This window comes from Iodobacter arcticus (assembly GCF_042664895.1).
Lineage (GTDB): Bacteria > Pseudomonadota > Gammaproteobacteria > Burkholderiales > Chitinibacteraceae > Iodobacter > Iodobacter arcticus.
Genome location: NZ_JBHTBQ010000004.1, coordinates 107,284 through 119,577 on the forward strand (window position 1 = coordinate 107,284; position 12,294 = coordinate 119,577).

A 12,294-nucleotide genomic window follows, 5' to 3' on the forward strand; every position below is an offset into this window, starting at 1 on the left:
AGCCAGAGAATTAATCGTCTAATTTAGATTTTACTAAGTCTAAGGTTTTTGGATCGAAATAAACGTCTACTTTTTGGCCTTCCTTATTCCAGCCTTCAATTTTGTAACAATTGCCAGATTCTTTAAACTCTTTCACCTTGTAGCCCATCGCTACAATTTTGGTGTGAGCCACGCTGCCAGCGATCCATTCGGATTTAGGATGAGTGGCGCAGTAGTAGTTATCAGCCATACTGAAAGAAGAAGCAGCAAGCGTGGCAATGGCTAGTAAAGTGGCGATTTTCATAGTGTTTTCCTTGAGGAAGATGAATAAGTGATGCCATTTCACCACAGCACTATGAAGTGAAACTTAAGCGCGCTTTAAATTGAGCTCAGATGGTGATTTTTTCATTTAAGTATGATTATTAAATGTTGAAGTTGCTTTGTTCTTAGTCATGCAATAACGGCAGGGCTTGACGAGCTTGCTACAATAGATCTTTTTCGCTCGGAGACATCCATGTCCAGCCGCCCAGAGCACCAGCAAGCCGCCGATTTAAGCGGCCTCAATTGCCCATTGCCTATCCTGCGCACTAAAAAGGCGCTTGCCACGATGCAAAGTGGTGAAGTGCTGCATGTGATTTGTACCGACCCCGCTACACCGACCGATTTCACCGCCTTTTGCCGCCAAACAGGGCACGAGCTCATCGAGACCTGGCCGCAAGACGATAAATTTTTGTTTTTGATTCGCAAACGCTAATGATCTCAGTCTTATTAACTACCCTGAATGCAAAAGTAGGGCGCACTCGAAGCTCTGTGTGCGACAGTTGTTAGTCGCTCAGCGATAAGCGCAGTACGCCATGAACTGGGCGGATTCCAAAGCAGGTTGTGACCTGTGGCGTACTGCGCTATCGCTTTGCGACAAAAACCGTCGCCCAGCGACGCTTCGAGTATGCCCTACAAGTTGGGTTAATTGGGGGCGTTATTTCGAGCCAAATCCTAAGAGTTAGGCAAAATAATAAAACGTTTATTTCTTCACAAATACTGAGAATCAAAATATGAGCAAATCAATCACAATCATCCGTCCCGACGACTGGCATCTGCATTTACGCGATGGCGATTTAATGGCCGCTGTCTTGCCGCATACCGCTAAAGAATTCGCCCGTGCGATTGTGATGCCTAATTTAAAACCACCCGTCACGACGGTGGATGCGGCATTTGCCTATCGCCAGCGGATTCTGGAAGCGCTGCCTGCTGGTGTGCAGTTTGATCCTCTGATGGTGCTGTATTTAACCGATCATTTAACTGCTGAAGAAGTGGTGAAGGCTAAGCAAAGTGGCTTTGTAAAAGCGGTGAAGCTCTATCCTGCTGGGGCCACGACCAACTCAGATTCGGGCGTGACCAACTTCGATAAAGTCATGCCTGCTTTAGAAAAAATGGCCGAGCTAGGCCTGCCATTCTTGGTGCACGGTGAAGTGACCGATCCGCAGGTGGATGTGTTTGATCGGGAAGCGGCGTTTATTGATAGCGTGTTGATGGTGCTGCAACAAAGACTGCCTACATTAAAAATTGTGTTTGAACATATCACCACCAGACAGGCCGCTGAATATGTCTTAAAGGCGGGGAAGAATATTGCGGCAACGGTTACACCACAGCATTTATTGATGAATCGTAATGCTTTATTTGCTGGCGGAATTCGTCCGCATCATTACTGCCTGCCGGTGTTAAAACGTGAAGAACATCGCCGTGCGCTTCTGGCGGCGGTGACATCCGGTAGCAAAAAGTTCTTCCTAGGCACGGATAGTGCACCTCATGCCAAGCACACCAAGGAAGCGGCCTGTGGTTGCGCGGGTATTTACTCCGCCCATGCGGCCTTGGCTTTATATGCCGAAGCATTTGAATCGGTCGGTGCGCTTGATTTACTTGAAGCCTTTGCCTCTAAAAACGGCCCGGCTTTTTATGGTCTGCCAGAAAACACTGGTACCGTTACCTTGGTCAAAGAAAGCTGGCAGGTGCCGCATAGCTATCCTTTGGGTGAGCACAATGTTGTGCCTTTACGCGCTGGGGAAGAAATCCATTGGAAACTGGTTTGAAAACGATTTTAGTTAGCCGTGCCGTGTCAAAACCCGGCTGGTGGATGTTTGGTGTGGCGATGATTGCCGCCGCTTGGTGGGGCCAGCCCTTGATCGATTCGGTGCACTTTGAAAATCATTTCTTTGGCGTGTTCTGGTATTCCATGGTTGTCTTGGGCTTGATGTTCTGGGCGCTGCCGGGCGAGCAATATACCGACGGCACTATTCTGGAGCGCCGCACCATGTTGTTGGGGCTTGTTCCGGTATGGAGAAAAAGCGAGCCCATGAGTGGTTTTGAGCGGGTAGAGCTCACGCAAGAGCCTAATGTTTTTGGCAAGGATAGCGTGTGGCTTAGCCTGATTAATCGCGAAGATGGCGAAACCACTCGTCGCTTTGTGTTCGCTTATTTCCCAGCCAGCCAACGGGGAATTGCTAAAGCACAGCAAATGGCCGGTGATTTATCACAAATAAGCGGTTTGCCATTTGCACAAGCAGCCCCAGAGGTGTGATAATCCGCCGCTGCGGAGCAGGCTAGACAGTCGCTGCCATACTTTTAGGGTATGGGGGAGGAAAGTCCGGGCTCCATAGGGCAGGATGCCGGTTAACGACCGGGCGTTGCAAGGCGACGGAAAGTGCAACAGAGAGCTGAACCGCCGATGGCCCAAGTTAAAAGCCTTTATTGATACAAGGCCGGATTGGGATCAGGTAAGGGTGAAAAGGTGTTCCCGTCAGGGATGCAGGCCGCAAGGTTTGTCGGTAAGAGCGCACCGCGGACGTGGTAACACGGACGGCAGGGTAAACCCCATCCGGAGCAAGACCAAGCAGTAGACGTTGAGGTGGCCCGCCGAGTCTACGGGTAGGTTGCACGAGCCCAGTAGCAATGCTGGGCCTAGAGGAATGACTGTCACCTTGGGGTAACTCAAGGCTACAAAACCCGGCTTATCGGCCGGCTCCGCAACCCCAATAAGTAAAAAAGCCGATCTATACGTAGATCGGCTTTTTTGCGTCTGAATCATTCATTGTGGCGGAAGGATTGGCGGGTGTAAGACGCAGACAAAACGCCGGAACTTGTCTGGGCCGGCTCCGCAACCCCAATAAGTAAAAAAGCCGATCTATACGTAGATCGGCTTTTTTACGTTTGAATCATTCATTGTGGCGGAAGGATTGGCGAGTGTAAGACGCAGACAAAACGCCGGAGTTTGTCTGGGCCGGCTCCGCAACCTCTAAAAAGTAAAAAAGCCGATCTATCATCTAGATCGGCTTTTTTGCGCTTATGGGGTTCGTTTTACTGAGTGAAAAACGCTGCAAAGCGCTTGTCGATTTCTTCCGGGGAAACGTCCTCAATATGCGTAGCAAGGCTCCAGATATGGCCAAACGGATCTTTTAATGTGCCGATCCGGTCGCCATAAAACTGATCGCTGACTGCACGTAGCTCAACAGCACCGTGCTTAATCGCCTGCTCAAAAGCAGCATCAACATTTGCGACATACAGCATGATGCTCACTGGCGAATTCCCTAAAGCGGCTGGGCTTACATAGCCCATCTCAGGATGCTCGTCGGCCAGCATAATGGATGAATCGCCAATTTTAACTTCGGCGTGAGCGATTTTGCCGCTTGGGTCGGCTAAGCGCATCACTTCTGTGGCATTAAAGGCGCTTTTATAAAACTTAATTGCGCTCACTGCATCGTTGACTATTAAGTAAGGCGTTGCGGTATGGTATCCATGAGGTATGGCATTCATTGCTGCATCCTTGTTCAAAAGTAACTCAACATAGCGCGCTCAGGATTAAGTCGCGCCTCTAGCCGCCTGCCTGATTTTTCCTCGCGGACATCGCTTAAGTCCGACAGGCTGCACGACCCGCTTTAATTAAGCAGGCTGATCTTCACTACCAATAAAGCGGTAAATCACGGCGCCTAAGATGGCTCCGGCAATTGGGGCCAGCCAAAATAGCCAGAGTTGGCCGATAGCAAAGTCACCCGCAAATAGCGCAACTGCGGTACTACGTGCAGGATTCACCGAGGTGTTGGTCACAGGAATACTGATCAGGTGAATCAGTGTGAGGCCCAAGCCAATGGCGATCGGTGCAAAGCCTTGTGGGGCGCGTTTGTCTGTTGCACCCAAAATGATGATCAGAAACATCATGGTCATCACCACTTCGGTAATCAGTGCTGAGGCCATAGAAAACTTACCCGGTGAGTAGTCACCGTAGCCATTTGAAGCAAAGCCACCTAAGGTCGTAAAGTCTGCTTTACCGGTCACAATAAAATACAGCACGGTTGCGGCCACAATCCCGCCTAAAACTTGGGCAACGATATAAGGGATAAGCTGATTGGCCGGGAAGCGCTTGGCTGCCCAAAGGCCGATAGAAACGGCGGGGTTAAGATGGCAGCCAGAAATATGGCCTATCGCGTAGGCCATTGTCAGTACGGTAAGACCAAAAGCTAAAGAAACACCTACAAAGCCAATCCCTAGGGCGGGGAAGGCGGCTGCTAATACGGCGCTGCCGCAGCCACCAAGTACCAGCCAGAAAGTGCCTATAAACTCCGCTGCATATTTATTCATTATTATGCTTCCTTTCGATAAACTTTCATTTTTAAAAGTGGCGAATGGTACAGGCTGCAATATGGCTTGGTACAGTGTGTAAGGTCACTCTGGTTGCTTCGCAGGTGCAAGCCGCTTTTCTCCTTAATGTGTCGGATTAATCAGCGAATTTAAAACATGATCTTGCCATTGCCCTGCAATTTTTAAGTAAGAACGAGCATAACCTTCTTTTTCAAACCCCAGGCTTTGTAAGAGTCTGGCACTGCGTAGATTCTGCGGCAGATGGTTTGCCATAATCCGGTGTAAATCCCGGGTGCTGAACAGATGATGAATCGCTGCATCAAGTGCTTCTTTCATCAGCCCCCGGCCTTCTGCCGCTGCTGCTAAAGAATACCCAAGATGACAAGCCATAAATGGCCCTTGCACGATATTACTGAAACTACATTGCCCCAGCATTTCAGCACTGTGCTGATCGAGCAAAGCCCAGTGAATGGCTGTGCCTTGCTGATATTGTAGCCGAGCATTTTCTAGCCTGAGCTGCCATGCAAAAGGAGTGAAAAAGTCTTCCTCCCTTTGTGGGTCCCAAGGAGCAAGGTGGTGGCGGTTTTCTTGCTGGAATTTTGCCCAAACCACGGCCTGTGCAGGCTCGGCCAGCACAAGCTTTAAGCGCTCTGTATTGATTTGTAATGCTTCTGGCGTTTTTCGGCCAAAAATCATAGTGCGTCTTGGGGGTTGTTGGCGTGTAGTTTGGTTTCTAGCTCGTTGATCCGGGCTTCCAGCTCATGTAGTTTTTCACGGGTGCGCGCGAGCACTTCTTGCTGGATTTCGAATTCTTCGCGGGTGACTAAATCCATTTTGGTAAAAGCCGATGCCATCATGGCGCGGGCGTTTTTTTCCATATCTTTAGCTGGGCTGGCTGCAATCGCTTCGGTGATTTTGCTGGCGATTTCATCAAAAAATTTATCTTTAAGCATCTTGAATATCCTATGTATTGTTGCGGCACTGTTTGTGGGGTGGTTTGTTTTTATCGCGTTTCAGGGCTAAAGCAACAGCTCTTAATGTTGTGCTTTTTGTGCCGGTACCGCAACGGTGTTGGTTTGGCATTTAAGTTTAGCAGAAGCTTGCCATTTGTAGATTGCACCACTCTGGTGCAAATTTAAGTTGCAGTGCACCATGGAACGTCTATTGTTGGTGCATCACTTGGCCTATTGATTTTTAAGCCCATGAAAACAGAGCTTTTTCTTGCTTGGCATGTTTTGTGCTGATCTTTGATCGTACCCCACCTTTTAAAAGGAGCACCCCATGAAATTCGTGTCTGCGATTATTAAGCCGTTCAAGCTCGATGAAGTTCGCGAAGCCTTGTCGGAAATTGGCGTTCAGGGCTTAACCGTGACTGAAGTGAAAGGCTTTGGTCGCCAAAAAGGGCATACCGAGCTTTACCGTGGTGCTGAATATGTGGTGGATTTTCTGCCTAAGGTAAAAGTTGAAGTCGCCATTGGGGATGATCAGTTGGAACAAACACTGGAAGTCATCGAAAAAGCGGCCAATACCGGCAAAATTGGCGATGGTAAAATTTTTGTATTTGATCTGCAACATGTGGTGCGGATCCGTACCGGTGAAACTGGCCAAGATGCCATCTAATTAAAAAATCGCAGGAGAGAGACGATGAACAAATTGTTTGCAGCACTCGCCCTCGGCGGATTAGCGGCACAGGGGTTGGCGGTTGAAGTGGCTGCATCTGCCCCCGTCGCCATCGTGGATACCATTAATAAGGGTGATAACGCGTGGATGTTTATCTCTACCGCCTTGGTGATTTTAATGTCTATCCCCGGCCTTGCATTGTTTTACGGCGGCTTGGTTCGCTCTAAAAATATGTTATCGGTGCTGATGCAGGTGTTTTCTGTGTTTGCGATGATTTCAGTGCTGTGGGTGGTGTACGGTTATTCGCTGGCGTTTACTGAAGGCAATGCTTTCTTTGGCTCTTTTAGTAAAGTGATGCTTCAAGGTGTGACTCCGGATTCGATTGCTGCAACCTTTACCAAAGGCGTGGGTATCTCTGAGCTGATTTATGTCGTCTTTCAAGGTGCATTTGCGGCGATTACCTGCGGCTTGATTGTGGGGGCATTTGCCGAGCGAGTTAAGTTTGCTGCGGTGATGGCTTTCTGCGTGCTTTGGTTTACTTTCTCCTACCTGCCAATGGCGCATATGGTTTGGTACTGGACAGGCCCGGATGCTTACCTCACACAGGCTGCTGCTGATGCCGCTACCGCCACTGCCGGTTTCTTATTCCAAAAAGGTGCACTTGATTTTGCAGGCGGTACGGTGGTGCATATCAATGCGGCGGTAGCGGGCTTGGTGGGTGCATTTATGGTGGGCAAGCGGATTGGCTTTGGCCGTGAAGCAATGACGCCACATAGCTTGCCTATGACCATGATTGGCGCATCCTTATTGTGGTTTGGCTGGTTTGGTTTTAATGCTGGATCTGCACTAGAAGCAAATGGTGTGGCGGCGTTGGCCTTTATTAATACCTGGCTGGCTACTGCAGCAGCAACCATGTCTTGGCTGCTAGCCGAGTGGATGCTTAAAGGTAAGCCTTCATTGCTAGGCGCGGCATCGGGTGCGGTAGCAGGCTTGGTGGCCATTACGCCTGCTTGCGGCTTTGTGGGTGTAGGCGGCGCTTTGGTGATTGGTTTACTGGCTGGGATGATTTGCCTGTGGGGCGTGCATGGTCTGAAGCGCCTACTAGGCGCGGATGATGCGCTGGATGTGTTTGGTGTGCATGGCGTGGGCGGTATTCTGGGGGCAATCTTAACCGGTATTTTTGCTTCACCAGATTTGGGCGGCACAGGCATCTGGGATTATGTGGGCAATAAAGTGGCCGCAGATTATTCGATTCTTGCACAGGTAAAAATTCAAGCTATCGGCGTAGGCACAACTTTGCTATGGTCGGCTGTGGTTTCAATTATTGCCTTTAAGCTGGTTGATTTGTTGATTGGCCTGCGTGTACCGGAAGAAGAAGAGCGCGAAGGCTTGGATGTGACGAGCCACGGTGAAAAGGCATATAATCTATAACTAATATAGATAAAACGCTAAGGCCAGCAGTCGTGTTGGCCTTAGCGCATGAGCAGTTCGCTGCAAGAAAATTAGACAGGTGTCCTCCAATTCTCTCTCTAAAAGGTATCGGTTTACTGCTTGTCTGATGGATGTGTAGCGTATTGTGGAGCCCGCCAGGCAACTGGCGGGCTTTTCTTTTTTGGGATAAGCAGACTTTCTCATCGGTGTTTTAAAGTTTGGGTTTGCCAGTGCTCGCGTCACGAATCGCGGTAATTCTGGCTTTCCTGATTCTCTCTGGGATGTGCGCTTTATCTTCACAGCTTTGGGCAATCTCGCCGCTATTTACGGTATTGGCTGCGGCTAGCAGCTTTAATAAATAGGCGGCTTGGGGATATTCGCAGTTTTCAAAAGTTGTGCGCCCGCGAGCGTCGGCGAGGCAGGCGTCGAGCATTTGCTTAAAGCGATCAGGCTTTCTGAATGCATCGCAGCGCTGAAAAACTTCCAGCACGGTGGCGGGGCGGAGTTGTTCTGCGGTGTGGACATGCGTGTGCTCACGGCACAGCATGCGAGCCAAATCTCTGCAATCGCTGGGCACGCGCAATCTTTCACATAAAGCCTCAACGAGGGCCACACCGCGTGCCTCGTGGCCGATATGCTTAGGTAAAATGTGGGCAGGCGTAATGGCCTTGCCCAAATCATGGCAAAGCGCAGCAAAGCGAGTGACAAGCGGCCAGTTTTGGCTGGCGGTGTAGTCGACCACCATCATCACATGCACGCCGGTATCGATTTCCGGATGATAGTCGGCAGGCTGTGGCACGCCCCACAATGCGTCGATTTCTGGCGCAATGCGGGCCAGCGCTCCGCAGCGGCGGAGCATTTCAAACATCAGGGATGGTGTGTCTTCCATCAGCCCTTTGGCAAACTCCTGCCACACCCTTTCTGCCACCAGATGATCGACTTCACCGCTATTTACCATTTCCTGCATCAGGGCGAGCGTTTCTGGTGCAACATCAAACCCAAAGCGGGCAGCAAAGCGGGCGAGGCGCAAAATACGCACGGGGTCTTCGCTAAAAGCGGGGGACACATGGCGTAATAGTTTGGCAGTTAGATCCGCTTGGCCATTAAATGGATCGGTGATCTGGCCGGTGTCGTCTTCGGCGATTGCATTGATGGTCAGGTCGCGGCGCAGCAAGTCTTCTTCTAAGCTAACCTCTTCGCTTGCGAACACGGTAAAGCCTTTGTAACCATGGCCGGATTTGCGTTCGGTGCGGGCAAGGGCATATTCCTGGTGCGTCTTGGGGTGTAAAAATACCGGAAAGTCTTTACCAACAGGCGTGTAGCCTAATGATTGCATTGCCTCTGCCGTGCTGCCAACCACCACCCAATCGATATCTCTTACCGGCAGGCCTAGCAATTTATCCCTTACAGCACCGCCAACGCGATAAACCTTCATTGATCTTTCCTTAGATTTTTTAGTCACTTTATCTGTTAATTATATTGCCGCTACAATCAACTATCTTTTATTAAACTGACGACAAGGATGCTGCATGAAAATCGCCAATAGTATTACCGACCTGATCGGCAATACGCCTTTAGTGAAGTTAAATCGTGTTGCACAAGCAAGCGGGGCAACGATTGTAGCAAAGCTGGAGTTCTTTAATCCTTCGCACTCGGTGAAAGATCGCATTGCGGTGGCGATGATCGATGCTGCCGAGGCCGCTGGCCTGATCGGGCCGGATACGGTGATTGTGGAGCCTACTTCCGGCAATACCGGCATTGGTTTGGCGATGGTTTGTGCGGCACGTGGCTATAAATTAGTGCTCACTATGCCAGAAAGTATGTCTAAAGAGCGCCGTGCATTATTACGCGGCTATGGCGCTACTTTGGTTCTGACGGCTGCCGCAGAAGGAATGGGCGGTGCGATTGCTACCGCAAAAGCTTTGGTCATTGAACACAGCAATTACTTTTTACCGCAGCAGTTTGAAAACCCAGCCAACCCGGAAATCCACCGCCGCACAACCGCTGAAGAGCTATGGAATGATACCGATGGCCAGATCGATATTCTGGTCGCAGGTGTGGGTACAGGCGGCACAATCACGGGGATCTCTGAAGTATTAAAAGCGCGTAAGCCTTCATTTAAAGCGGTAGCCGTAGAGCCCGATGCCAGCCCTGTGCTGAGTGGCGGGCAGAAAGGAGCGCACCCTATTCAAGGGATTGGCGCAGGTTTTGTTCCCGATGTGCTCAATACTAAAAGCTACGATGAAGTGATTCGGGTAAAAAATGAAGACGCCTTTGCTACGGCGCGTGCCCTTGCCACGCAAGAAGGCATTCTGGCTGGGATTTCCGCAGGAGCCGCAACCTGGGCCGCTATCGAGCTAGGCAAGCGCCCAGAAAACGCAGGCAAGTTGATCGCGGTGATTATTCCTTCCTTTGGTGAGCGTTATTTATCAACGCCTTTGTTTGAAGGTTTGTTGGATTGATGGTGGGGCCGCTCTTGTAGGGCGGGTGTAACCCGCCGTGTTACGCCTGAGCCACCAAATGTAGGGTGGGCACAACGCTTTATCGTGCCCACGTGGATATTTCTCTTCCCCAACGCGTGGGCACAAAAACGTGCCCACCCTACACAAAAAATAGACGACTGGTCTATTCTTGTGAGAGACTGCGTCCATGGCAAAGAAAAAACACGAAGATACACGCGAACATTTATTGGCAGTGGGCGAGTCCATTCTCAAGGGAAAGGGCTTCTTCGCTGTGGGTCTGGCCGAGATTTTAACGGCTGCAGAAGTGCCTAAAGGTTCGTTCTATCACTATTTCCCCTCAAAAGAGCACTTTGGTTGTGCGCTTTTAGAGCGTTATTTTGTTAATTATCAGCTGCATATGCAGTCTTTAGAGACGCAATACGATTGCGGTAGCGAGCGGCTGATGCACTATTGGCGCACTTGGCTGATGTCCCAAGGTGCATGTAGCCAAGCGAATCAGTGCATGGTGGTCAAGCTTTCCGCAGAAGTCGCCGATTTATCTGAGCCTATGCGGCAAGTTTTTAAGCAGGGAACTAATGATGTCATTGGTCGTCTAGCTAAGTGGTTAGATGAGCCACGCTGCGATGGGTCTTTGATCCCAAATATGGATGCGCAGTCCGTGGCCTTGATGCTGTATCAGATGTGGTTGGGGGCCAGCCTGCTGACCAAAATACGTCAGGATAGCAGCGCGTTAGACACTGCCATGCAAACGACTTGTTACCTTTTGGGCGTGAAAGATTTGTAGGGTGGGCACGCCTTTGTGCCCACGCGCAGGTTTATTGTTATTAATGGCCAAGGTGGAGAATAACTTTGCCAAGGCTTAGAAAAACGGTGGCTTGTACCACCCAAAGAGAACGAGGGCTCAGCTTTTCCTGAGCACAATATGTGTAATAAACACTTCGGCAGCGTTGCCGATTTTTTTGATATCCAAGCTAGACGACTGGTCTATTTATCGTTAACTTCAAAGGATTTCCCATGCAACAATTCGAATTTTACAACCCCGTTCAAATCGTTTTTGGCGAAGGCCAGATTGCTAAGTTGGCTACTCTAGTCCCTGAAAAAGCCCGTGTGCTCGTACTTTACGGCGGTGGCAGTATTAAAAAAAATGGCACTTACACCGAAGTGATGGAGGCCTTAAAAAACCATAGCGTTGCTGAATTCTCTGGTATTGAAGCCAATCCAACTTATGAAACCATGATGAAAGCCGTGGCGCAGATTAAGGCAGAGAAAATTGATTTTCTGCTGGCTGTGGGTGGTGGCTCGGTGATTGATGGCACTAAGTTTGCCGCCGCTGCTGCGGTGTACGAAGGCGATCCTTGGGAAATCTTTACCACGGGTGGCCAGCATATTAAAGCGGCCTTGCCTTTGGGCGCGGTGCTGACTCTGCCAGCCACTGGCTCGGAAATGAATAATGGCTCGGTGATTACCCGCAGCGAAATCAAGACCAAGCTGCCCTTTATGAATCGCCATGTGTTCCCTCAGTTTGCCATCCTCGATCCTACTAAAACCTACAGCCTGCCAGCGCGGCAAATTGGCAACGGCGCGGTGGATGCCTTTGTGCATGTGGTTGAGCAATATTTAACTTACCCAGCCAATGCGCCTGTGCAAGATCGCTTTGCCGAAAGCCTGTTGCAAACCCTGATCGAAGTAGGCCCGCAAGCACTGGCAACTCCGCATGATTACACCGTGCGCTCTAATTTAATGTGGGCCGCCACGATGGCGCTCAATGGCTTGATCGGTGCCGGTGTACCGCAAGATTGGGCAACGCATTTGCTGGGGCATGAGCTGACCGCTTTATACAATATCGATCATGCGCAAACACTGGCGATTATCTTGCCATCCATGCTGAATGTGCGCCGTGTCGCCAAGCGTGAAAAACTGCTGCAATACGCCGATCGTGTATGGGGCATTAAAGAAGGCACAGAAGATGCACGAATCGATGCCGCCATTGCCAAAACCCGCGATTTCTTTGAAGCCATGGGCGTTAAAACCCGCATGCGTGATTACGATTTGCAGCCCAAAGCCATTGAAGCGGTGCTTGAGCAGCTAAAAGCCCACGGCATGGTGGCCTTGGGTGAACACGGCGATGTTGATTTAGCCACCAGCAAGCTCGTTTTAGAAGGCAGCTACTGAT

At 50.1% G+C, this 12,294-nt stretch carries 14 protein-coding genes and 1 other RNA gene; 9 read left to right on the plus strand and 6 right to left on the minus strand.

Features of this window, described 5'->3' with window-relative positions:
* Positions 1 to 10 precede the first annotated feature (10 nt).
* Positions 11 to 283 (minus strand): PepSY domain-containing protein, encoded by a 273-nt coding sequence (locus ACFQNF_RS02015; RefSeq protein ID WP_380185749.1) that lies wholly within the window; start codon positions 281 to 283, stop codon positions 11 to 13.
* Positions 284 to 493: 210 nt separating this feature from the next.
* Between ACFQNF_RS02015 and ACFQNF_RS02020 the strand changes: the two genes are divergently transcribed.
* The 4 genes from ACFQNF_RS02020 to rnpB all read left to right on the plus strand — a co-directional run bounded on the left by ACFQNF_RS02020 (position 494) and on the right by rnpB (position 3,003).
* Entirely contained in the window at positions 494 to 733 is a 240-nt protein-coding gene (locus ACFQNF_RS02020; RefSeq protein ID WP_046352560.1) for a sulfurtransferase TusA family protein, read from the plus strand.
* A gap of 298 nt (positions 734 to 1,031) precedes the next feature.
* Positions 1,032 to 2,066, plus strand: a complete 1,035-nt coding sequence (gene pyrC, locus ACFQNF_RS02025; RefSeq protein ID WP_380185750.1) for a dihydroorotase — start codon at positions 1,032 to 1,034, stop codon at positions 2,064 to 2,066.
* Complete coding sequence (locus tag ACFQNF_RS02030; RefSeq protein ID WP_380185751.1) at positions 2,063 to 2,554, plus strand: hypothetical protein; 492 nt, start codon at positions 2,063 to 2,065, stop codon at positions 2,552 to 2,554. Before pyrC ends, ACFQNF_RS02030 begins: the two co-directional genes overlap by 4 nt.
* A gap of 14 nt (positions 2,555 to 2,568) precedes the next feature.
* An RNA gene (rnpB, locus tag ACFQNF_RS02035) (RNase P RNA component class A) lies at positions 2,569 to 3,003 on the plus strand.
* A gap of 327 nt (positions 3,004 to 3,330) precedes the next feature.
* Here the strand turns inward: rnpB and ACFQNF_RS02040 are convergent.
* The 4 genes from ACFQNF_RS02040 to ACFQNF_RS02055 all read right to left on the minus strand — a co-directional run bounded on the left by ACFQNF_RS02040 (position 3,331) and on the right by ACFQNF_RS02055 (position 5,561).
* Positions 3,331 to 3,786 (minus strand): VOC family protein, encoded by a 456-nt coding sequence (locus tag ACFQNF_RS02040; RefSeq protein ID WP_380185753.1) that lies wholly within the window; start codon positions 3,784 to 3,786, stop codon positions 3,331 to 3,333.
* A 126-nt stretch (positions 3,787 to 3,912) separates the two neighbouring features.
* Complete coding sequence (gene aqpZ, locus ACFQNF_RS02045) at positions 3,913 to 4,608, minus strand: aquaporin Z (RefSeq protein WP_380185755.1); 696 nt, start codon at positions 4,606 to 4,608, stop codon at positions 3,913 to 3,915.
* Between the two features lie 123 nt (positions 4,609 to 4,731).
* Positions 4,732 to 5,304, minus strand: a complete 573-nt coding sequence (gene rimJ / locus ACFQNF_RS02050; RefSeq protein ID WP_380185756.1) for a ribosomal protein S5-alanine N-acetyltransferase — start codon at positions 5,302 to 5,304, stop codon at positions 4,732 to 4,734.
* Positions 5,301 to 5,561 carry an accessory factor UbiK family protein gene (locus ACFQNF_RS02055; protein ID WP_046352566.1) on the minus strand — a complete coding sequence of 87 codons (261 nt, stop codon included), beginning with the start codon at positions 5,559 to 5,561 and terminating at the stop codon, positions 5,301 to 5,303. Before ACFQNF_RS02055 ends, rimJ begins: the two co-directional genes overlap by 4 nt.
* A gap of 328 nt (positions 5,562 to 5,889) precedes the next feature.
* Here ACFQNF_RS02055 and glnK point away from each other — a divergent pair, with 328 nt between their 5' ends.
* Positions 5,890 to 6,228 (plus strand): P-II family nitrogen regulator, encoded by a 339-nt coding sequence (glnK, locus tag ACFQNF_RS02060; RefSeq protein ID WP_046352567.1) that lies wholly within the window; start codon positions 5,890 to 5,892, stop codon positions 6,226 to 6,228.
* Positions 6,229 to 6,252: 24 nt separating this feature from the next.
* On the plus strand, positions 6,253 to 7,659 hold the full coding sequence (gene amt / locus ACFQNF_RS02065) for an ammonium transporter (RefSeq protein ID WP_380185758.1): 1,407 nt from the start codon (positions 6,253 to 6,255) through the stop codon (positions 7,657 to 7,659).
* Between the two features lie 211 nt (positions 7,660 to 7,870).
* On the opposite strand, the gene ACFQNF_RS02070 is transcribed toward amt, so the two are convergent.
* On the minus strand, positions 7,871 to 9,094 hold the full coding sequence (locus ACFQNF_RS02070) for a multifunctional CCA addition/repair protein (RefSeq protein WP_380185760.1): 1,224 nt from the start codon (positions 9,092 to 9,094) through the stop codon (positions 7,871 to 7,873).
* Positions 9,095 to 9,188: 94 nt separating this feature from the next.
* Between ACFQNF_RS02070 and cysK the strand changes: the two genes are divergently transcribed.
* The 3 genes from cysK (at position 9,189) to ACFQNF_RS02085 (ending at position 12,293) form a co-directional block, all read left to right on the plus strand.
* On the plus strand, positions 9,189 to 10,121 hold the full coding sequence (gene cysK / locus ACFQNF_RS02075; protein ID WP_380185762.1) for a cysteine synthase A: 933 nt from the start codon (positions 9,189 to 9,191) through the stop codon (positions 10,119 to 10,121).
* A gap of 187 nt (positions 10,122 to 10,308) precedes the next feature.
* Positions 10,309 to 10,905, plus strand: coding sequence for a TetR/AcrR family transcriptional regulator (locus ACFQNF_RS02080; RefSeq protein WP_380185763.1), 597 nt, complete (start codon positions 10,309 to 10,311; stop codon positions 10,903 to 10,905).
* 230 nt (positions 10,906 to 11,135) lie between these two features.
* Positions 11,136 to 12,293 carry an iron-containing alcohol dehydrogenase gene (locus ACFQNF_RS02085; RefSeq protein WP_380185765.1) on the plus strand — a complete coding sequence of 386 codons (1,158 nt, stop codon included), beginning with the start codon at positions 11,136 to 11,138 and terminating at the stop codon, positions 12,291 to 12,293.
* The last annotated feature ends 1 nt before the right edge of the window (position 12,294 follow it).